This is a genomic window from Arcticibacterium sp. GJ41-1 (assembly GCF_055808875.1).
The window spans coordinates 402,550-422,509 of the sequence record NZ_CM147888.1; the positions used below are offsets into that span (position 1 = coordinate 402,550).

Annotated in this window: 19 protein-coding genes; 8 read left to right on the forward strand and 11 right to left on the reverse strand. The window is 37.7% G+C overall.

Annotation, left to right across the window (positions count from 1 at the left end; genetic code table 11):
- Positions 1 to 20: 20 nt before the first annotated feature.
- On the forward strand, positions 21 to 1,508 hold the full coding sequence (locus AC0L6O_RS01735; protein WP_473305836.1) for an oligosaccharide flippase family protein: 1,488 nt from the start codon (positions 21 to 23) through the stop codon (positions 1,506 to 1,508).
- Here the strand turns inward: AC0L6O_RS01735 and AC0L6O_RS01740 are convergent.
- The 6 genes from AC0L6O_RS01740 to AC0L6O_RS01765 are packed head-to-tail and all read right to left on the reverse strand — an operon-like array spanning position 1,503 to position 8,383.
- A complete protein-coding gene (locus AC0L6O_RS01740; protein ID WP_473305837.1) occupies positions 1,503 to 2,291 on the reverse strand; it encodes a DUF268 domain-containing protein in 789 nt (262 codons plus the stop codon). The two genes, AC0L6O_RS01735 and AC0L6O_RS01740, sit on opposite strands and share 6 nt — an antisense overlap.
- The gene (locus AC0L6O_RS01745) at positions 2,288 to 3,106 is read right to left on the reverse strand and encodes an O-fucosyltransferase family protein (protein ID WP_473305838.1); all 819 of its coding nucleotides are present in this window, start codon (positions 3,104 to 3,106) and stop codon (positions 2,288 to 2,290) included. The genes AC0L6O_RS01740 and AC0L6O_RS01745 overlap by 4 nt, the downstream gene beginning before the upstream one ends.
- On the reverse strand, positions 3,096 to 3,881 hold the full coding sequence (locus AC0L6O_RS01750) for an FkbM family methyltransferase (protein ID WP_473305839.1): 786 nt from the start codon (positions 3,879 to 3,881) through the stop codon (positions 3,096 to 3,098). Before AC0L6O_RS01750 ends, AC0L6O_RS01745 begins: the two co-directional genes overlap by 11 nt.
- A 5-nt stretch (positions 3,882 to 3,886) precedes the next feature.
- Entirely contained in the window at positions 3,887 to 5,155 is a 1,269-nt protein-coding gene (locus tag AC0L6O_RS01755; RefSeq protein WP_473305841.1) for a glycosyltransferase, read from the reverse strand.
- Positions 5,152 to 5,892, reverse strand: coding sequence for a class I SAM-dependent methyltransferase (locus AC0L6O_RS01760; protein WP_473305843.1), 741 nt, complete (start codon positions 5,890 to 5,892; stop codon positions 5,152 to 5,154). Before AC0L6O_RS01760 ends, AC0L6O_RS01755 begins: the two co-directional genes overlap by 4 nt.
- Before the next feature lie 10 nt (positions 5,893 to 5,902).
- Complete coding sequence (locus AC0L6O_RS01765) at positions 5,903 to 8,383, reverse strand: YfhO family protein (RefSeq protein ID WP_473305844.1); 2,481 nt, start codon at positions 8,381 to 8,383, stop codon at positions 5,903 to 5,905.
- 216 nt (positions 8,384 to 8,599) lie between these two features.
- Between AC0L6O_RS01765 and AC0L6O_RS01770 the strand changes: the two genes are divergently transcribed.
- Positions 8,600 to 10,720 carry an outer membrane protein assembly factor BamB family protein gene (locus AC0L6O_RS01770; protein WP_473305846.1) on the forward strand — a complete coding sequence of 707 codons (2,121 nt, stop codon included), beginning with the start codon at positions 8,600 to 8,602 and terminating at the stop codon, positions 10,718 to 10,720.
- On the opposite strand, the gene AC0L6O_RS01775 is transcribed toward AC0L6O_RS01770, so the two are convergent.
- Positions 10,717 to 11,028, reverse strand: a complete 312-nt coding sequence (locus AC0L6O_RS01775) for a DUF6787 family protein (RefSeq protein WP_473305847.1) — start codon at positions 11,026 to 11,028, stop codon at positions 10,717 to 10,719. The genes AC0L6O_RS01770 and AC0L6O_RS01775 overlap by 4 nt on opposite strands.
- Positions 11,029 to 11,231: 203 nt before the next feature.
- On the opposite strand from AC0L6O_RS01775, the gene AC0L6O_RS01780 reads away from it, so the two are divergent.
- Both AC0L6O_RS01780 and AC0L6O_RS01785 read left to right on the forward strand, forming a co-directional pair.
- Positions 11,232 to 12,176: a glycosyltransferase family 2 protein gene (locus AC0L6O_RS01780; protein WP_473305849.1), complete on the forward strand. Its 945-nt coding sequence runs from the start codon at positions 11,232 to 11,234 to the stop codon at positions 12,174 to 12,176.
- Positions 12,177 to 12,178: 2 nt separating this feature from the next.
- Positions 12,179 to 13,024: an AraC family transcriptional regulator gene (locus tag AC0L6O_RS01785; RefSeq protein ID WP_473305851.1), complete on the forward strand. Its 846-nt coding sequence runs from the start codon at positions 12,179 to 12,181 to the stop codon at positions 13,022 to 13,024.
- Here AC0L6O_RS01785 and AC0L6O_RS01790 read toward each other — a convergent pair.
- Both AC0L6O_RS01790 and AC0L6O_RS01795 read right to left on the reverse strand, forming a co-directional pair.
- Positions 13,021 to 13,731: a 2-phosphosulfolactate phosphatase gene (locus AC0L6O_RS01790; RefSeq protein ID WP_473305852.1), complete on the reverse strand. Its 711-nt coding sequence runs from the start codon at positions 13,729 to 13,731 to the stop codon at positions 13,021 to 13,023. The genes AC0L6O_RS01785 and AC0L6O_RS01790 overlap by 4 nt on opposite strands.
- 24 nt (positions 13,732 to 13,755) lie before the next feature.
- Positions 13,756 to 15,261, reverse strand: coding sequence for a zinc-binding dehydrogenase (locus AC0L6O_RS01795; protein WP_473305854.1), 1,506 nt, complete (start codon positions 15,259 to 15,261; stop codon positions 13,756 to 13,758).
- Positions 15,262 to 15,487: 226 nt separating this feature from the next.
- Between AC0L6O_RS01795 and AC0L6O_RS01800 the strand changes: the two genes are divergently transcribed.
- Both AC0L6O_RS01800 and mazG read left to right on the forward strand, forming a co-directional pair.
- Positions 15,488 to 16,150, forward strand: a complete 663-nt coding sequence (locus tag AC0L6O_RS01800) for a thioredoxin family protein (protein ID WP_473305856.1) — start codon at positions 15,488 to 15,490, stop codon at positions 16,148 to 16,150.
- A 125-nt stretch (positions 16,151 to 16,275) separates the two neighbouring features.
- A complete protein-coding gene (mazG, locus tag AC0L6O_RS01805; protein ID WP_473305857.1) occupies positions 16,276 to 17,055 on the forward strand; it encodes a nucleoside triphosphate pyrophosphohydrolase in 780 nt (259 codons plus the stop codon).
- Here the strand turns inward: mazG and AC0L6O_RS01810 are convergent.
- Entirely contained in the window at positions 17,052 to 17,243 is a 192-nt protein-coding gene (locus AC0L6O_RS01810) for a YqaE/Pmp3 family membrane protein (RefSeq protein WP_473305858.1), read from the reverse strand. The genes mazG and AC0L6O_RS01810 overlap by 4 nt on opposite strands.
- 77 nt (positions 17,244 to 17,320) lie before the next feature.
- Positions 17,321 to 18,412, reverse strand: coding sequence for a Gfo/Idh/MocA family protein (locus AC0L6O_RS01815; protein ID WP_473305859.1), 1,092 nt, complete (start codon positions 18,410 to 18,412; stop codon positions 17,321 to 17,323).
- A gap of 156 nt (positions 18,413 to 18,568) precedes the next feature.
- On the opposite strand from AC0L6O_RS01815, the gene AC0L6O_RS01820 reads away from it, so the two are divergent.
- Together AC0L6O_RS01820 and rimK are read left to right on the forward strand one after the other, a co-directional pair.
- Positions 18,569 to 18,976, forward strand: coding sequence for an ATP-dependent zinc protease family protein (locus tag AC0L6O_RS01820; protein WP_473305861.1), 408 nt, complete (start codon positions 18,569 to 18,571; stop codon positions 18,974 to 18,976).
- Complete coding sequence (rimK, locus tag AC0L6O_RS01825; RefSeq protein WP_473305862.1) at positions 18,973 to 19,851, forward strand: 30S ribosomal protein S6--L-glutamate ligase; 879 nt, start codon at positions 18,973 to 18,975, stop codon at positions 19,849 to 19,851. Before AC0L6O_RS01820 ends, rimK begins: the two co-directional genes overlap by 4 nt.
- Positions 19,852 to 19,960: the final 109 nt, after the last annotated feature.

Here is a 19,960-nt window from a genome sequence, read left to right on the forward strand (position 1 = left end):
TAGATATTTAGAATTCTAGAATGACAATTATTAAAAGGCAAACTATTCTTGGCACCATCTATTCTTATGCAGGTGTGTTGGTAGGGACTTTTACGCAAGCTTTTCTTATACCTAATTTCTTAACAGTAGAGCAAAATGGTCTTTTGGCCATGTTGATGAGCTGGATGTTTATCTTGGTGTTTGTTGCTAGTTTAGGCTATAATAGTGCAGGCATTAAATATTTTGATTTTTTCAGGAATGCAGAAAAGAAGCATCAAGGTTATCTTTTTAATGGCTTGGTGGTGTTTTTGATTGGGATGGTACTTTGTACTTTACTCCTGATTGTTTTTAAGGAACAAATAGTTAAGTCGTCTGTGGGAGATAATACTCTTTTTAAGGAGTATTTCTTTTATATAATCCCTATTACAGGCTTTGTAGCCTTGTTTAATCTCTTTGATAATTACGCCAAAGGGCTTTATGATACCGTAAGGGGAAATGTTTTAAGCCAATTTTTGCAACGACTTCTGATTCTATTGGCTGTACTCACATTTATTTTTGAATGGGTAAACTTTGACCGTTTTGTTCTTTTATGGGTACTCGGTATTTCAATTCCCACGGTACTGATGTTTGTTCATATTACAAACTTAGAGGGCTTTTCTTTAAAGCCGAGTTCTCATTTTTTGAAGTCAGATTTTAAGACGGAGTTTTTTCGCTTTGCCAGTTTTAGTGTACTTACGGGTTTGTCTTCTATCGTGATAACAAAGTTGGATACATTGATGGTTTATGACTACTTGGGGCTGGGCCAAACTGGAATATATAACACCTGTTTGCTTTTTGGGAGCGTAATGACCATCTCCTATAATGTTAGTATGAAAGCTTCTACGGCCATTGTGTTAGACGCTATGAAAGAGAACGACTTTGATAAAATTCAAACGATTTTCACTAAAAGCAGCATGACTCAGCTGATTTTTGGAACCGGACTTTTGATGCTTGTTTGGGTGAATGTAGATGTCTTGTTTTCTTTTATTAAGCCAGAATATGCTACAGGAAAATATGTCCTTCTAATTATAGGCTTGGCTAAGCTTTACGACTTGGCCTCAGGAATAAATTCTTTGATTTTGGCGTACTCTAAATATTATAAATTAGACTCTCTTTTGGTGCTAACTTTTGTGGGATTACTATTCCTGCTTAATCATGTTTTAATTCCCAAATATGGCCTAAATGGAGCTGCTGCAGCTGCGTTCTTATCGATTGTCTATTATAACTCAGCCCGAAACTACCTTATTTGGCGATTTTTTAAGGTACACCCTTACAATTGGAGGCTGTTCTATGTAGTGCTTGTTGGCGGAGGTTTGACCTTTTTGGGTTATTGGTTGCCCGTTTTTACTGGCAATGTTTTAGGAAAGTTTTTGACACTAACTTATAGCTCTGCCTTATTGGGAGGGGTTTATCTTTTATTGATTTATAAAATGAATTTCTCGCCAGATTTAAACGGTGTGGTTGATAAGCTTCTTAAGAAGTTTTTATAACTTTTTTAGCTCAAAAATCCCACAGCCTAATTTGCAGCCAAAACTATTTGCTATTCCCTGAGGTGTAAGTTCTATTTTTTGATGTAAGACGTCTTTATCATCAATGTAAGAAAAACTGAGAAGTTCATATTGTTTTTCAAAAAGAGAAAGAAGGTATGCCACACTAAAAACGCGATGAGCATTAAAAGCCACCATAGATGGCCCTATTTGAGTAGAAAAGTAGAATGTCCCTCCCTTTTTAAGAATTTGATACATGCTATCCAAGCCTTTAAGGTGACCATCTGGGTCAATGTTATCACCATATCTGCCTAGTCCAAAATGTTCGATGGTGTGTAAGCAAGAAAGAGAATCCGTACTTTCTTTTAAATTAGCTGCAGGCATCATTAAGTCGGCCTGAATAAAATTAACATTTTGAATATTAGAGTTAAGGGGCCTTATATCCATGACGTCTACCTGTCTAAAACAAGCTAGATGTGCTATGAATCCATCTATTCTGGAACCAATATCAATGTGCCTTTTTGGGCCAGCCTTATAGATTAAGCTTGCCACAAATAAGTCTTGGTAGAAGTACTGACCCCTAGCTTTACCGCTTTGATCTTTTTTGTCCGTAAGGATAGGGTAGTAGCTAAATTTCCAATCGGTGTATTTGCCTTTGAAACTTTTTTTAAAGTCGCCTAATTCCACTACGAAAGAGGGAAATTGTTTTAGGTTTTCGAAGAGTTGATCGGGATAGAACCCTAAGTAGGCTAAAGCGAATTTGGTCAGTTTTATAAATCGTTTCATACTTCTATTATTTCTTTTGTATTACCAATTCGCTGGGCAGTTACCACAAAACTGCTTTTTGAGTTGCAAATAAGTTTCTTGCATTTGGCTAAAGCCAAAATATCAATCAGGGCATTTTCTATACCCGTTTTAGAGTTTCTGGAAAGCTCAAAATCTTGAGTGATAAGTTGTTGTTTAAGTCTCTTTTTATAGTATTCTTTTACCTCATAATCGTCCGTGGCAAGGTAAAAGGTGCTTGCCTTATTTTTTAATATTTCTTCTTCTATGGCCTTGGAGTATGAGTCAAGGGAAGAGTCTTTAATGATTTCAACATGGTCGGTTCGTCTAATATGAATTCCAATTAAATCATTAGGCAGTTTTAGCGAATTTAGCTTTTGCTGCACCGTGTCAGAAGGAATAAAGTTGTCAAAAGAAGGGAAGTCATAGAAGGCGTAACAAGTCGCAACAAGAATCTTTTTTTTAGCCTTAATTAAGTTTATAAGTTCATTCTCTGAATTATTTAAGATGTCTTCATCTAATAAAACTAAATCATAAAAAAAGCCTAAGATAAAGCGATAAATTGCCGTATATCTTTCTATAAAAATATGTTTTACAAACTTTAAGAAGAGCGTGTATTTTAGACCTTTAGCAATGGTAAAAGTAAAGCTTGTACTTTTAAATAAGCTTGAAAATGATGCGTTTAGCTCAGCCTTTATTAGCCAGATTAGCTCTACATCGCAATCAGTTCTGGCCTGAATGGCACCAATAGAATTCAGTACCCGCATTCTGTTACCAAGCCCACCAAAAGGCACAATGTCAATCTTTTTAGGCATCATTTCTTAAGATAGCGAGATAATTGGAGTAACTAAAGTTTTCTAATCGCTCATTGTATTTTTCAATTGGCTCTAAACCATCTTTAAGGATTCTGAATAGCGTATAGTTGGGAGATAAAAGGTCGTAAAAATCTTTTAAGAAAACTCTTGGAGGGATTTGAGTTCCACCGAATTCAAATTGGATATTTTTAATTATTTTTTTTGATAAGGATTCTGAGGCCCCTTTAAATACATTGATTTCATAACCCTCTACGTCAATCTTCATGAAGTCAATATTATTTATATTGTTTTTTAGACAAAAGCTATCTAACGTAATAATTTCTATTTCTTCAACATTCAATGTGTCGTTTTCGTTGTTGATTCTTTGGTAGGCGGAAGCCAATGTACTGTTGTTGTCAGCAGAGTATAGGTTGATGTTTTCGGTTTTTTCTCCTAATCCAACATTGAAAAGGTTTATTTTTTCAGCACCAACATTGTTTTTTAGCTCCTGAAAAGTTTTTTTTGAAGGTTCAAAACTGAATATTCTCGAGTTTTTTGGGAAGTTTTTTAAAAGTGTTTGGGCGTAAGTTCCCACATTTGCTCCTATGTCAAAAAGAACCAGAGGCACATTTGACTTCGAGAGTTCAAGGGATAGCTTTTTTAAGACATTTTCTTCGCCACTATCTACAATTCCATAGTTCATCCCTCTAAGGCTAAGGCTGTAAAGTTTTTTGTAGAAAGCCTGAAAGCTCTTTTTACCAAATGTGGGTGACAATAATGTGATGAAAAAACTTATCATGGTGGCTAATGCTTTAAAAGTTCGTTATAAACTTCCATGTATTTGGTTGAAACGGATTTGGCTTCATAAGTGCTCTTAGCTTTGTTTAGTGCATGCGTACAGAGTAAGTCATAGGAATCATTTTCCAATACCCACTTCATGCCCTGTGCCAAAGAACTTGAGGATTTATAGTCCGAGACATAACCATTTTCTAAATGGTCAATCATTTCAGGAATACCACCTATGTCAAATCCAACACAAGGAGTACCTGTAGCTAAAGCCTCCATCACAGTGTTAGGCAAATTGTCTTGTGTCGATGGAATTACAAAAACATCTGAAGCATTATAGACTTTATTTAGTTTTTCCATTTCCGATATTTTACCAAATAGATGTGTTTTAAATGGCAAATTATCTTGTTCTAAACCATCTGCACTTCCAATAACTAAAAGCTCAATATCTTCCGGTTTTTTGTGTTCTGTTTCCAGTATATCTAGTGCCTCTCTAAGATATGAAAAGCCTTTACGTTTGTCGGCAAGAATCATTGCCACAAAAAGGATGAAAGTCTTATCCTCCGGCAAACCCAATTCTTTTCTACAAGAAGTCTTATCTTCTAGGCGGAAGGCTTCAGAAACTACCGTAGGTATATTTGAAACCTTGAAAGGTTTTAATAGAGAACTTTTTTTTCCTAGATCTCCAAGCCATTTACTGCTTCCTACAAAATGCATTTTTGCGTTTTTAGTGTAGGCTAATGCTTTTTTTAAAAGGTGCTTGTTTGATAGGTCATTGGCTGCTGGGTTTCTTAAGAATTGGGAGCAGTTCCCACAGCTTTTTTCATAATTTAAGCAATCATTGCTGTAGTGACAACCTCCTGTAAATGGCCACATATCATGCATACTCCAAACTATTGGTTTACCTAAACGAGTGAGTCTATGCAGGCTTTTTAGCGATAGGAACCCAAAGTTTATCCAATGAAGGTGGATGATGTCATACTCCTTTAGATTTATTTTTTTACAGATATTGATACCAGCAAAAGCCGGAGAGTATGCAAATCTTATCTCTTTTGATTTTTCAAAAAAGAGGAAATATAAACGCTCCATTGCAAAGCGAAGGAAGGTTTTTGTTTCCCAAAATATACCTGTATCAATCGGCTTGATAATCGGGAGCTTTAAAGTTTTTTTCTGAACTAAAACATCTACCTCAACACCATCTTCTTTATTTATCGCCTCAGCCAAACGAATACAAGCCATGGAAGCTCCTCCTAATGAATCATCAATATTTATAAAGGCTATTTTCATTTATAAGCCACAATATTTATGTAAGGCGAGAAGGTTTTACTTTCAATAGGAATAAGTTTAGAAATCACTTTTAGCACGAACCAAATGATTTTAAAAAGAGCTCTAAATAAGACATGCTTTGTGTGAAGGTTTTCAAGCCACATCATAAAGCCACCATAGTATTCTACTGTAATATTCTTTAAATTCAATTCTTCACAAATGCCCTTTAGTAAGTCAATATTCATGGAAGAAATATTATGCACGGCATAAATTTCCGGGTCAAACGTTTTTTGAAGCCAGCCATTAAAGCCGGTGAAGTTTGGAATGTTGATGAAAAGCACGCCATTGTCGTCCATGAATTTTGTGTGCATTTCAATGATATTTTTAGTGTCATCAAAATGTTCAATAACACCAACAGACATTACAAGGTCATATTTCTTAGTTGGTTGGTAATTAAATAGGTCAGTCTCGATTAAAGTTATGTCTTTCTTAGACATATTATTTACGGATAAAACCTCATCTAAAACTTTTGGGTGTATTACATAATCTAGCAGGGTAGTATCTACATTAAGCCATTTTTTTAGATATATGCTATAATAGCCAGGAAACCCACCAATCTCAATAGCATTTTTAATGCTATTTTCTTTTTTAAACCTTTTTAAATAAGCAGATAAGATATACTTCTCATTTACTTTTAATGCAAGATTTTTTTTGTTCTCCCAGTATTTTAACCAAAAGTCTCTGTCTGTTAAATTCATTATAGGGGGTTTAAGATTTCTTCTTGAGAGAGTAAAACACCATACCAGATAGAAACACTAGTAAAAGAATTGAAGAAATTAAATCTATTGTATTTCCTTTTTTAACAACTTCAGGTTCAAAGTGAAATTCTATCTCATGATTACCTGCCGGAATCAACATTCCTCTGAGTGCATAATTAACCCTTACATGGGGTACTTCTTTGCCATCTATAAACGACTTCCAGTCCTTGTTCCCTCTGTAATACATTTCTGAGAACACGGCAAACTGAGGATTGCTTGAGCTTGAAATATACTTTAAATTGTTTGGAAGATATTCTGTCAATTTGATTGAAGAGGAGTCTGGATTGAACGTGCTTAAGCTACCGACATCATCCTTGAATCTTTTATCTACAACAGCATTTTTTGAAACATCTATACTTTGAAGAATTGTCATTTCTTCGTTTGCCGAATCGGCATAAATTAAAGAGTCAACAAACCAAGCATTTCCAAGAGCCTCAGGGTTTAATTGTGCTTGTAAGCCATTTTCGCCATTTATAATAAAGTACTTAGTGTTCATCATGTTTAAAATGGGCATGTTTAATCGTCCATCTTTAATCATCGCGTGTTCATAAAGTTCTTGGGCACTTTTTAGTTTAGCACCGTGATATCCGCCAATTGATTTGTGATAATAAGACTCTTTTGCACTAGACCAGAAACCAACAGTGGTGTTTAAAACTCTGAAGTTAGGATCCTTGTCTTCTAAAATCTTTTGGTCTGCAGTAGATAGGGGAAACTGAGTTTCTGCATTGTTACTTCTACTAAACTTAAAATCGTCATTGTTAAAGTAACGTTTATCCACTTGCCAAATGTCCACTGTAGTAATTAGCAGCATAATAATGGCAAAAGGAGCGGCAGCTATTTTTTTCTTTAAATAGAAGAATATTACGGCTGCTGCCAACAGGATATAAACAAGGCTGCGGAGGGCATCTTCCTTAGCAAGTGTTTCACGATCTTCTAAAAGAGCATTGTATAGACCATTTGCCGCTTGAGCATTATCACCAAATGCTCTTTTCATATTTTCTACAAAAGAGGCGTCTTTTAAAGCAGTGAAGTCAAAAAATAAACCGGGAAGAACAGAAATCATCAAACATAAACCGCCTGTAACACCTAGAGAAATAAGTAGAGGTTTGCGTAGTTCCTTAAAAGTTTTTTCAGTCTTTAAAAGCTCCGCAATACCTAAGCCAGCTACAGCTACTATAAATAATTGCATCAGTGAGATACCCATGTTTACAGAACGAAACTTATTATAGAAAGGAGCATGGTCAAACATGAAATAGCCAAAAACTTTAAAGTTGTCACCCCAAGAGATGAAAAGCAACAAAATAGCACAAGCCATTAAAGGATACTTAAGTCTATTTGAACTAATCAAAAGGCCTAGAAGGAATAAAAAACATAAAATCGCTCCTAAGTAAGCTGGGCCGGAAACAAAGATTTGATCTCCCCAGTAACTTGGAAGGCTTGGTAAAAATTGATTGATTGTAGCATTGTCCATGCCTAAGCTCGCTAGAAACTTCTGCGAAGCTGAGTTTTTTGGTAAAGTACCACTTGAAGAACCACCAGAGAATTCTGGAATTAAAAAACTGAACGACTCCACTTTACCATAACTCCATGAGAAAGCATAGTCTTTAGACAGGCCTGCGGCATTTGAGTTTGCATTTGGAAGCTCTAAGGTTAATTCCGAAGTTCCACGAATAGTTTCTTTCCCAAATTCTAGGGTACTCATTAAACGCCCTGCCTGCGTAGAAGAGGCTAAGAGGCCACCTAGTCCTATTAGGGCTAGATTTATAGCAAAAGATTTAAGAGTTCCTTCTTTAAAAGAGTAATACAACAAGAAGGCAACAAACACGATGCATGCTAAAAGTAGATAGTATGTAATTTGGAGGTGATTTGAGTTGACCTCAAAACCAAGTCCAATTGAAAAAGCCAAAACGGCTCGAAGTTTCTGATTTTTATAAGCGTAAATAATTCCAGCAATAATAAGAGGAGCAAATGCTAAAGCTTGAATTTTAGAAGAGTGACCAGCTTCTAAATAGAGAATTGTTAAAGTACAGAATGTGTATCCAATGGCACCCATGGCCGCAGTCCATCTGTTTTTCTGAAGAGCCATTAGGAGGATATAAGCTCCTAAAAGAGTCAGGAAAATGTCATTAGCGGCAAAGCTACCAGGAAACGGTCTTGTAAATGGTCTTATATATGAGAAAACACCATTTGGGAAGTCTGAGGCAATTAAATATGTGGGCATTCCGCCAAAAGCACTGTTGGTCCACCAAGGAAGTTCGCCAAACTGTTCTTTGAAATCGTTAGATTCTTTTGCCAAACCTAAGGATTGAACAGGATCATTAGGTATTAACATTTTGTTGTTCAAAACTGGGCTGCAATAAACAAGTGTAACAACTGCAAAACCCAAAACAAACAGGAAATCCGGAAGGATTTTTTGAAATCTATTTTTCATTCTATAGTATTAGAAAAGTTTGCTGGTGGTCTTTATGAAAACGAAACTAGCCACCATGTTTTTTAAGGAGCTACCCATATCGTGCCAGTTTTTGATTTGCAAACGCAAAATTAGCCTTTTAAAGAAAACACCTATATTTATCCAAAGCTATGAAATTGATTTTATTTATCAATCCATAGACCAATTCTCAGCCCATTATTATACAAAACAACCCTAATGAAACAGTTTATTCTCTTTGCTTCGGCCCTATTAATTTTTAATTCTTGTAAAGAAAGGACTGATTATTCAAAGTGGACTAACTCCGCAGGAACAAAAGACGCCGCAAGATATTCGTCCTTAGAGCAGATAAATATTGAAAATGTAGTTGGGTTGGATGTGGCTTGGGAATATCATACAGGTGACGCAACAGAAAACTCTCAAATCCAGTGTCAGCCCATAATCGTTGATAGCATTTTATATGCTACCACGCCAAAATTAAACTTAGTGGCTCTCCATGTAGAAACAGGAAAAGAGCTTTGGCGATTTGACCCTTTTGAGGTTTTAGGTGGAGAGAATTCATGGGCGGGAACAAACAGGGGAGTAACATATTTCAAAGAAGGAACTACCCAAAGAATCCTTTTTTGTGCAGGGAGTTATTTGATGTCTGTTGATGCTTTGACTGGTAAGCCAGATAAGCGTTTTGGTGATGAAGGAAAAGTAGACTTACAGGTTGGCTTGTCAGATAATCCTGAAGATCAGTTTTTGGTGGTATCTAATACCCCAGGAATTATTCATGAAGATAAAATTATTATAGGAATGCGGGTTTCTGAAGGTTTAGACGCTGCCGCTGGACATATCAGGGCTTATAATGCTAAAACGGGCAAGCAAGAATGGATTTTTCATACCATTCCTCAGAAGGGAGAGTTAGGCTACGACACTTGGGATGCGAAGTATGTGGATAAAATAGGAGGAGCAAACAACTGGGCTGGAATGACCCTTGATGAAAAAAAAGGGATTGTTTATGTACCAACGGGTTCTGCTACTTATGATTTTTGGGGAGGGTTTAGAAAAGGTGATAATCTTTTTGCTAATAGTTTGATAGCACTAAACGCAACAACAGGAGAGCGAGTTTGGCATTATCAAATTGTTCATCATGATGTGTGGGACAGAGATATTCCTTCAAACCCAAATTTGGTTACCATAAATAAGGATGGAAAAAAGATTGATGCCGTGGCACAAATTACTAAACATGGTTATGTCTTTGTTTTTGATCGTAAAACGGGTGAACCTGTTTTTCCGATTGAAGAAAAAGCAATTCCTGAGAACAAAATGGATGGTGAATTTGCTTCTGTAACCCAGCCAACACCAACGCTTCCAGAAGCTTTTATGCGTCAAAATGTGGCGTCTTCTGATTTGCTGAATATTACTCCTGAACTAGAAAAAGAAGTAAATGAGATGATTAAGGGCGTAGAATATGGGAATATGTGGTTGGCTCCAAGCCAAGAAAGACCTTTTCTGCTTTTTCCTGGTTTTGATGGTGGAGGTGAGTGGGGAGGTGCTGCCGTAGATCCAGAAACCAGCATTATGTATGTCAATGCCAATGAGATGCCTTGGTTAATAGAGATGACTCCTAATGAGGCCGCAAAACTCAAGAAAGGTGAAATTAGCGGCAGTAGTATTTATGCCAATAACTGTGCAAACTGTCATGGAGCCGATAGAATGGGTAACACATCTGCTTTTCCTAAACTAGTAGGTCTTGGAGATAAATATAATAGTGAAGAGGTTCACAAAATCTTGAAAAATGGAAGAGGAGCAATGCCTTCATTCAGACATTTAGCTGAGCAAGAAAGAGACGCGATAGTTGATTTTTTATTAGAACAAGAGCAGAAAGGAATAAAAAGGGAATTGAGTGGAGGAAAAGAAAAATTGATAACACCTTACCTAATGAATGGTTATAGGAGGTTTTTGACAAAAGATGGTTACCCTGGGATTAACCCTCCGTGGGGAACATTGAACGCTATTGATTTAAATTCAGGTAAGATTCTCTGGAAAACTCCTTTAGGTGAATTTCCTGAGCTAACCGCCAAAGGATTTCCTATCACTGGAAGAGAAAACTACGGAGGCCCAGTGGTGACCAAAGGTGGTTTGATTTTTATTGGAGCTACAGAAGACGAAATGTTTAGAGCCTTTGACAAGAAAACAGGGATGGTGCTTTGGGAAACAAAGCTTCCTGCTGGAGGACACGCTACACCATCTGTTTATGAATGGAATGGCAAACAATATATAGTGATAGCTTGTGGAGGAGGAAAGAGCAATAAAAGTGGAGATTCTTATTTGGCTTTTGCTTTGCCAGATTAATCCTCCGGGAAAAACTTCTTTAAGCCCATTCTGCGAAGCATCTTCTTTTCAAAAGCCCAAAAGAATTTAAACTGACCAAATACCCAGCCTACAAGTGGTAAGGTTAGTTGGTAAATCGGAAAGATTAGGAGGATTCTACAAACTAGATAAAGGATATAAGGCTCTGTGGTTTCTGGACTGAGTCCAAAAAAAGCGGTTACGGGCTTTGCTACCCAAGTGGCAAAAGAGCCATTGACAGAAAATACGACTATGATGGCCAATACTTGCCAATTCGATGTAAGTCCCCAGCGTTCTTTAAGTTTCTCCATGATTGAATTTGGTGGCAAAAGTACAATTTCAAAAGAAAACTAGACTTGTTTAGTTTAGTTTTCTTGAATCCTTTTATTCAAAATTCATTATTGCAGTTTAAAGATTTAATCAGTTTAAAGAAGTTTATAGCTAAAGCATCTTGTCAAAAATTAAACAACGTTCTTAATTTCTCTATTTTTGCAGAGCATCTTTAATAGCACATATGATTTCTATCGTAATCCCGATTTTTAATGAGGAGGAAAACATTCCAAACCTCTATGCCAGACTAACCGCCGCCGCACCTTCATGGAAGGAAGACTATGAAATAGTACTGGTAGATGATGGTTCTTCAGATGGTTCTTTAGAAATCATGACAGACCTGATAGAGAAAGATGCACGTGTGCGTTTAATTAAACTATCTAGAAACTTTGGGCATCAGCCAGCCATTTCAGCGGGTATTCAAGAGGCAAAGGGAGACGCCGTGGTGATTATGGATGGCGACTTACAAGACCCACCAGAAGAGTTACATCGATTTTTAGATAAGTGGCGAGAGGGCTATCAAGTGGTTTATGCTGTCAGAACGAAAAGGAAAGAAGGATTTTTTAAAAAAATAGCTTATGCTACTTTTTATAGAATGTTGGCGGCTATTTCCGAAATAGAAATTCCGCTTGATTCTGGAGACTTCTGTGTGATGGACAGAAAAGTGGTAAACGCTATTGTCAAAGAAATGCCGGAGCAAATTCGTTTTGTAAGAGGTTTGCGTGCTTATGCAGGTTTTAAACAAATAGGCGTTAAATACGAAAGAGCGGAAAGGGCAGCAGGTGAAGTAAAATATACTTTTAAAAAGCTAATGGAATTAGCTCTCGACGGGCTTTTTGGATTTTCTAATGTTCCGCTTAGGTTGGCTACATACTTTGGTTTTATAATCGCCATACCATCCTTTATAGTAGGCTTTTTCTTTGTCCTTCACAGAATGATAGGTTTTAAAGTTTTAGGGCACACGCCTGCCGAAATCCCAGGAACCACCACTTTGACCGTAGGTATGTACTTCTTAGGCGGAGTGACTTTGATTATCCTTGGAATCTTAGGGGAGTATATTGGCAGAATATATATTGAAGTAAAAAGACGACCATTCTTCGTGATTGATGAAATCATAGAAAAGAAATAATAATGCTTAGGGTACCTTCCGAAATAGCAGCAGACCAGTTTGAGTCTTTAAAGATTCAGGAGCTGACTTTTGTGGCTTATCGGAGTGATGTTTACCCATCAAAAAACGAAGTCTTCTTTGAAGAAAACGCAGTAATCTATGTTATAGAGGGCGAAAAACGCTTTACCAATACAGAGTCGGATGTGATGGTAAGAAAAGGCGATGTCTTTTTTATAAGACGGGGCTATTACCTCATGTCAGAGTCTATTGATGAGTCATATAAAAGCCTTGTTTTTTTTATTGAAGACAAACTTATCAAAGACTTTGTTGACCAAAATATTGAACTTTTTCCTGAAGAAACAAAGGTCTCATTTGACAATTCGGCTCTTTTAGTTCTGCACTCTAATGATAAATTTGGCAAGTTTGCGGAGTCGGTTTTGCCCTATTTCAAATCAAAAACCAAATACCTGAATCAGTTTTTGAAACTAAAATTGCACGAGCTTTTGCTCCACTTAATGGAGTTTGATAATCGTGACGAGCTGCGGAGTGTTTTGAAATTGATTTATAGAGGAGAGAAAGAGGATTTGGGTTATCTCATGCAAAACTATTACCTAAAGCCACTGACAATTAGCGAGCTATCAAAACTTTCTGGGCGTAGCCTTTCAGGTTTTAAGAGAGACTTCCAAGAGCAGTTTGGGCTATCTCCTGCCGTATGGATACGGTCAAAAAGGTTAAGTCGTGCCGCTTTCTTACTAAAAAATAGCGATAAAAACGTTTCAGAAGTGGCTGAAGAGGTAGGCTTTGAAAGCATCTCCCACTTTATAAAACTCTTCAAAGAAACATACGGCAAGACCCCAGCCAAATATTAAGCCTTTAACTGAAGCTTATCTCCCACCAAATGAACTACCACGTCAAACTGGTCTTTAATCAGGCAGTAAGGAATATCATCTCTTGCTAAACTTTTCAATCTTTTAAGGTGACTAGCTCTTTGCAAATAGGCTACCATATCATCTTTCGCATCATCATAAGCAGCTGTGGCTAAGTGCGTGCTGTCCTCTTCGTTTTCGTGAGTTTCGCTTAGTTTTTTTACCAATGCACCAGCAAAAAGAATGTCTTCCAAACCTGGTCTTCCTTTCCAGCCGGCACAAATCACGAGCACGTCTTTGTCTATACTTTGCAAATATTTTGCAGTAGGAGTGAGGTTTGAAAAAGAGGCTACCAAAATTTCGTCGGCTTTTCCTTTGGCCTTATTAATAGCAAAAGTACCGTTTGTGGTAGTCATGGCAATGTCTTTTCCCTTAACTTTTTCGTCCATATAGCTAAATGGAGAGTTGTCTAGGTCAAAACCTTCAATCATTTTAGCATGTCTTTCTCCTCCAGCTAAATAACCTTGAGCTTGTAGTTTTAAGCACTCTTCTACCTCTAATACAGGTGTGATAGATTTGACACCTGTCGCCAAACCAGCTACCATGCATGAGGTGGCTCTAAAAACATCAGTTACTACGACTACTTTTCCGGCTAAATCGTGCTGCTCAATCAAATTGGGCGTTAGACAAACATCTATGGTTCTCTTCATATGCCGCAAAAATACGAAAGTAGTTTAGTTTAAAACACTAATAACCTCTGCATAACAAGCAGGTTTTTCTATTCCTTCAATCTCGATGCTGGCTTCTACTATCATTTTCAGTCCGCCGCTCGCCGTTTTGGAGGCATGCTTGAGCGTAGCGTTAAGTCTTATTCTACTATTTGAGAGCACAGGGTGTAAAAATCTAACCTTTTCGGTGCCATAATTAATGCCCATTTTGGCAAAAGGAACGCTATAAATGTCAGACATCAATTTAGGAATGAGTGAAAGTGTCAGATAGCCATGAGCAATGGTGTCGCCAAAAATGGTTGATTTCGCGGCTTCTTTGTCAATATGAATCCATTGCTTATCTAAAGTCGCTTCAGCAAATTCATCAATCATCTTTTGACTTACTTCTAGCCAAGGGCTTTTTCCTAAAGGATTTCCTACCCAAGACAAGACCGCGTCTTGGTTTTTGAACTGTAAGATTTCGCTTTTGGAGCTTTCTTCTTTCGTTTTTTTAACTTTCGGTTTGGCTTTTTCTGAGGCCGTTGCCTCTTCAGCAGAACAAGTAATAACCACAGCCTTTCCGGTAACCTTTCTGTTCATGAGGTCGTTTAAGGCATCTGCTCCTTTTTCTAACGGATAGAGTTTATAAATATGAGGTTTGATTTTCCCTTCAAGGTAGAATTTACCCAGTTCCTGAATATTTTGGATGGATAAGGCAGGCTCTTCTGTAGTAAACCTTCCCCAGAAAACTCCCATAAGAGCACAGCCCTTTAAAAGAGGGAGGTTCATCGGTATTTTAGGGATTTCTCCTCCAGCAAAACCTACAACCAAGTATCGTCCATTCCAAGCGGTTGACCGCACTGCGGCTTCTGCCCATTTGTCTCCTACAGGGTCATAAACTACGTTTACGCCTTTGCCGCCAGTAAGTTCTTTAACTTTGGTTTTGAGGTCTTCCTCTGTATAGTTTATAAGATGGCTAGCACCTTTTTCTTTACAGACTGCGAGCTTTTCGGCCGAAGAGGCCGCTGCTATTACCGTAGCACCCATCAGTTTGCCAAGTTCTACTGCGGCTAAACCTACACCACCTGCGGCACCGAGTACTAAAAGTGTTTCACCCTCTTTTAGTTTCGCCCTATCTTTTAAGGCATGGTAAGAGGTGCCATAGTTATACATTATGGAGGATGCCGTGACATAATCCATACCTTTTGGTAAAGGAAAAACTCGGTTTTTATCGACTACAGCTTCTTCTGCAAAACCACCCCAACCGCATAGAGATAAAACTTTGTCACCCTTTTTGAAGTGCTTTACGTTTTCACCAAAATCTTTTACAATTCCTGCCACTTCAGCTCCTGGCGAAAATGGTAGTTCGGGTTTAAATTGATAAAGGTTTTGAATAATAAGTACGTCTGGGAAATTAGCACTACAGGCTTTTACATCTATTAAAACTTCATTTGCACTGGTTTTTGGGCTGTCAATATTTTTGAAGACTAAGGAATCAGGTTTTCCGTGCGTCTCACATAAAATGGCTTTCATATAGGTTTGTTGATTTTGTGTAAACTAGATACAAAAAAACAGACAGATTCTTTTCATTTTTTTTAAATGAAGTGTATTTGTAAATATTATTGAGCAATTTTCGTTCTGCAAACGGGGAATTAAATGCCCAAAACAAATTGGAATAATAAGAGTTGTAAATTCCTTAGCATAGATTTTGCTTAGTTAAACTCTAAAGAGCCTTTTAAAGGCCTCAAAGGATTATAAAATGAAAAAGAAATTAATAATAGGTGGTGGCATTTTGCTCAGCATTGGGTTTTTAGTGACCAGTGTGGTAAAGCAAGTTAAAGCCAGAGGGATAAAAGTGGGAACGGAAAGTTTGGCAGCATGGGGCTTTGCAGTTGGTGATGAAGTAAGTGATTTTAGCCTTAAAAATGTAGACGGTAAAATGGTTTCCATGAGCGACTTTTCGTCGGCAAAGGGCTTTGTATTGGTTTTTACGTGTAATCATTGTCCATTTTCAAAAGCTTATGAAGAAAGGTTGGTGAAGTTAGATGGAAAGTATAGCTCAAAGGGGTTTCCTTTAATTGCCATAAACCCCAACGACCCTGCAGCATATGAAGAAGATAATTATGAAAACATGAAGAAAAGAGCAGTAGAAAGAGGCTTTACTTTTCCTTATTTAGTAGATGATAAAGGCGTGGCGAAGAAGTACGGTGCTTCTAGAAACCCGCAGGCTTTTGTACTTGAGAAAGTAGGTGCTAAATACATTGTGCGTTATATCGGAGCTATTGACGATAGTCCTAAAAGTGCAGAATTGGTAAGTAATAAATATGTGGAGCAGGCCGTAGAAAACCTATTAGTAGGAAAACCAGTTGTGACACAAAACACCAGAGCTATTGGTTGTGCTATGAGCTGGAGAAGCAATTAAAAGAATTACGAATTATTAATACCGTTAAAGGGTTGCTCTTAGAGCAGCCCTTTTTTATTAGCTTTGAATCAAAATTTAATTTAATGTCAATACCCTCTCCGCAGCCCTTTTTTACTCCAGAACGCATGAATCACCTTGTAGCTTTTGATAGGCTGCTGACCATTATGGATGAATTGCGAGAGCAGTGTCCTTGGGATAAAAAGCAGACTTTGGAGTCTTTACGTCATTTGACCATTGAAGAGACCTATGAGTTATCGGATGCTATTCTAGAAGGTGACCTAGAAGAAATCAGAAAGGAATTGGGTGACATTATGCTTCACATGGTTTTTTATGCCAAAATTGGTTCAGAGAAAGGTGCTTTTGATATTTCGGAGGTGCTTCATGGCATTTGCGATAAACTTGTTTCTCGCCACCCCCATATTTATGGAGATGTCAAAGTGGAAAATGAAGAAGAGGTAAAGCAAAACTGGGAGAAGCTAAAGCTAAAAGAGAAAGGTAATAAATCGGTTTTGGGGGGAGTGCCGAAATCTTTGCCAGCACTGGTCAAAGCCATGCGAATTCAAGAAAAAGCTAGAGGAATAGGTTTTGACTGGGAAGAAAAGTCACAGGTTTGGGCCAAGGTAGAGGAGGAGATGCAGGAGTTTAAAGAGCAGTTTGATACAGAAAAGTCAGAGGCCATTGATAAACAGGAAGCGGAGGCAGAATTTGGAGACGTGTTATTTTCTCTGGTAAACTATGCTCGTTTTATTGACATAAATCCAGAAACAGCATTAGAAAGAACCAATAAGAAGTTTATAAAAAGGTTTCAGTACTTAGAATCCAAGGCCAAAGAAAACAACAAGCAACTTTCTGACATGACCTTGGCAGAAATGGATGTGTTTTGGGAAGAGGCTAAAAAGGTTTAGTGATATCTTCGCTCCATGCGTCTAAATCGAGTTCTATTTTTTCCATCTACTCTTGAGGCTACCGCCCAAAGTGCTGCTGGTAACCAGCCTAGAATAGTGATTTGAAGTAAAAGACATAGAATTCCACTGAGAATTTTGCCTCTTAAAAAGAAAGATAACCAAGGAAGTAATACGGCAATTAGTAACATAGCTTTTTTATTTCTACAATATTAATTGCCGTATCTTATATTTTCAATCTCTTATTGATAAGCGGTTTATAACGTATTTATAGTTTTACTTCGCAGCCACCATTGGCTCCGGACTTTAATACAGCTTCTACCACTCTGATGTCACGTAAACCTTCTTCACCTGGGCACAGGTATGGTTTTTTGTTAATTATTGACAGTGCATCATCATCTAGTTGAAGCGGTTGCTGGCGGTCTACTGGCGTGTAAATTTCGGTTCCGTCAGACATACTTCCTTTGTTTCCTCCGTAGCCTGTCTGTGGTTCCATTTTTAACCAACCTTTTTCATAATTGACCTGCAGATGATTCATGTTTATTCCAAAACTAGATTGACAGCTGGCTCTAGCTCCGCTAGGAAATTCTAAAATATATGCGGCACTTTCTTCTACTTCATGATAAATTTCTGGTCGGGTGGTATAAGTTTGTGCTCTTACGCTTATTGGCTCTTCACCTGTTGCCAACCTAGCACCTTGAATTGCGTATACGCCCATATCTCCCATTACACCACCGCCCATGGCTTTACTTTGCTTCCAGTGGTTTGTTCTTCCGTCCACATAACCCGCGGCCGATGTAACCATTTTAACCTTTCCGAACTTCTGCTCTTTTACCACTTTCTGGTAAGCCTGAATATTTGGGTCGTGCTGGCAGCGGTAGCCAATAGAAAGGCCCACTTTGTTTTTGTTACAAGCATCTATCATGGCTTGGCAGTCGGCTGCAGAAGGAGCCATTGGTTTTTCACACCACATGTGTTTTCCTGTTTCCGCTCCACGCACGGTATATTCTCTATGCATAGATGGAGGTAAAATCACGTATATCACATCGATATCAGGATTGTTTGCTATATCCTCATAGTTATCATACGAGTATATGTTCTTATCTACAATACCATACTTCTCTTGCCAAGCTGGAATTTTTGAGGGACTACCCGTAACTATTCCCCTTAATTCACAATGTTTAGTTTTTAATAGAGCGGGAGCTATAAGGTCAGTACTATAATAACCGAGGCCAACTAAGGCCACGCCTAATTTCTCTTTTACGGGTCTAGTGGTAGCTAAGAGTACGTTTGGTGAAAAGGCAGCCACAGAAGAAGCTATAATTGACTTTTTAACAAAAGAACGACGAGTCGTATTCATAAGGATTGAATTATTTTATTGGGTTTAAACAAATTGAATTTACAACGATTCAGATGATGTTTCAAAATTTAAAGTCAAGTCAAAAAAATAAATTTGGCAAAAAACTACGTAGGTCTTAATGAATCAAACTACTTTTCGAATTGAAATGAGATATGATTGAAAGTTATAGGTAGAAAAGAACAGGCAGACTTGCCAGCTTTGGCTTTGTTTAATGTTGGAGCTAAAGTAGATACAGGTGCGTACACTTCTAGTATGCACTGTGAAAAAGTAACGGAAATAGATGGTGGTATTTCTTGTCAATTTCTTAACTCAGATAATTCTAAAGAACCAGTTGAAAATGTAATTTTTACTGACTTCGGTAAAAGAAGAGTCAAAAGTTCAAATGGAATTGAAGAAGAACGCTATTCTATTTGGACACAAATCTGCCTGGGGGAAGATGTTTTTGACATTGAGCTTACACTTACAAACAGAAGTGAAATGAAAACCCCGCTGCTATTGGGCAGGAAATTTATTAGAAAAAAGTATTTAGTGGATGTCGCTAAAAAAGAGATATTAAAAAAATGAAGATTGTAATTCTATCGAGAAACGCCAATTTGTATTCAACAAAAAGGCTAAAAGAGGCTGCTGAAAAACGTGGGCATGAAGTTCAAATTATTAGTCCATTGAAATGCGACTTAGTGATTGAAAAGAAAAAACCACAGATTTTTTATAACGGAAGCTTTATAACGGGTGTTGATGCTATTATTCCTAGAATTGGAGCATCGGTAACTTTTTATGGTACTGCTGTGGTTAGGCAATTTGAGATGATGAAAGTATTTACTACGGTAGAATCTCAAGCATTGGTAAGGAGCAGAGATAAGCTGCGAAGCCTACAAGTTTTGGCTAGAGCCGGTTTGGGTTTGCCAAAGACTGTTTTTACTAATTATTCTAAAGATACCGAACAGGTGATTGAGAAAGTTGGTGGACCGCCGTGTATTATAAAATTATTAGAAGGAACGCAGGGAGTGGGTGTGGTATTGGCGGAAACGCAAAGTGCGGCAACATCTGTTTTAGATGCTTTTCAAGGTCTTCAGGCTAGGGTTATAGTGCAAGAGTTTATCAAGGAAGCCAATGGCTCTGATATTCGTGCTTTTGTGGTTGACGGTGTAGTGGTAGGAGCCATGAAGCGTCAGGGAAAAGAGGGTGAGTTTAGATCTAACCTTCACCGAGGAGGTACAGCGGAGGTAGTAGAACTTACTGAGGAAGAAGAAAACGCGGCCTTAAAATCGGCTCGAGTACTTGGTTTGGGAGTAGCCGGTGTTGATATGCTTCGTTCTAATTCCGGACCTAAGATTATGGAAGTTAATTCGTCTCCTGGTTTAGAAGGAATAGAAAGGGCAACTGAAAAAGACATAGCGAAGGCTATTATCAGGTACATTGAAAGACATGCAGATAGCTAAAAAAGCTAGACCTGAAAATGTCATAATGGCAGAAAGTTATGATTTTCACCACTTTGTGAGGAGGGTCTTAGTTCTGTCTACTATTTTAAAAGAGGTTTAGTGGTTTTTA

Excerpts from the sequence above, each read along its gene's own strand:
- AC0L6O_RS01740 (WP_473305837.1), bottom strand. The coding sequence starts at position 2,291 with ATGAAACGATTTATAAAACTGACCAAATTCGCTTTAGCCTACTTAGGG.
- AC0L6O_RS01775 (WP_473305847.1), bottom strand. The coding sequence starts at position 11,028 with ATGGAGAAACTTAAAGAACGCTGGGGACTTACATCGAATTGGCAAGTA.
- rimK (WP_473305862.1), top strand. The coding sequence starts at position 18,973 with ATGAAGATTGTAATTCTATCGAGAAACGCCAATTTGTATTCAACAAAA.
- AC0L6O_RS01810 (WP_473305858.1), bottom strand. The coding sequence starts at position 17,243 with ATGTTACTAATTGCCGTATTACTTCCTTGGTTATCTTTCTTTTTAAGA.
- mazG (WP_473305857.1), top strand. The coding sequence starts at position 16,276 with ATGAATCACCTTGTAGCTTTTGATAGGCTGCTGACCATTATGGATGAA.
- AC0L6O_RS01815 (WP_473305859.1), bottom strand. The coding sequence starts at position 18,412 with ATGAATACGACTCGTCGTTCTTTTGTTAAAAAGTCAATTATAGCTTCT.
- AC0L6O_RS01745 (WP_473305838.1), bottom strand. The coding sequence starts at position 3,106 with ATGATGCCTAAAAAGATTGACATTGTGCCTTTTGGTGGGCTTGGTAAC.
- AC0L6O_RS01790 (WP_473305852.1), bottom strand. The coding sequence starts at position 13,731 with ATGAAGAGAACCATAGATGTTTGTCTAACGCCCAATTTGATTGAGCAG.
- AC0L6O_RS01770 (WP_473305846.1), top strand. The coding sequence starts at position 8,600 with ATGAAACAGTTTATTCTCTTTGCTTCGGCCCTATTAATTTTTAATTCT.
- AC0L6O_RS01765 (WP_473305844.1), bottom strand. The coding sequence starts at position 8,383 with ATGAAAAATAGATTTCAAAAAATCCTTCCGGATTTCCTGTTTGTTTTG.
- AC0L6O_RS01760 (WP_473305843.1), bottom strand. The coding sequence starts at position 5,892 with ATGAATTTAACAGACAGAGACTTTTGGTTAAAATACTGGGAGAACAAA.
- AC0L6O_RS01780 (WP_473305849.1), top strand. The coding sequence starts at position 11,232 with ATGATTTCTATCGTAATCCCGATTTTTAATGAGGAGGAAAACATTCCA.
- AC0L6O_RS01800 (WP_473305856.1), top strand. The coding sequence starts at position 15,488 with ATGAAAAAGAAATTAATAATAGGTGGTGGCATTTTGCTCAGCATTGGG.
- AC0L6O_RS01750 (WP_473305839.1), bottom strand. The coding sequence starts at position 3,881 with ATGATAAGTTTTTTCATCACATTATTGTCACCCACATTTGGTAAAAAG.
- AC0L6O_RS01735 (WP_473305836.1), top strand. The coding sequence starts at position 21 with ATGACAATTATTAAAAGGCAAACTATTCTTGGCACCATCTATTCTTAT.
- AC0L6O_RS01785 (WP_473305851.1), top strand. The coding sequence starts at position 12,179 with ATGCTTAGGGTACCTTCCGAAATAGCAGCAGACCAGTTTGAGTCTTTA.
- AC0L6O_RS01755 (WP_473305841.1), bottom strand. The coding sequence starts at position 5,155 with ATGAAAATAGCCTTTATAAATATTGATGATTCATTAGGAGGAGCTTCC.
- AC0L6O_RS01795 (WP_473305854.1), bottom strand. The coding sequence starts at position 15,261 with ATGAAAGCCATTTTATGTGAGACGCACGGAAAACCTGATTCCTTAGTC.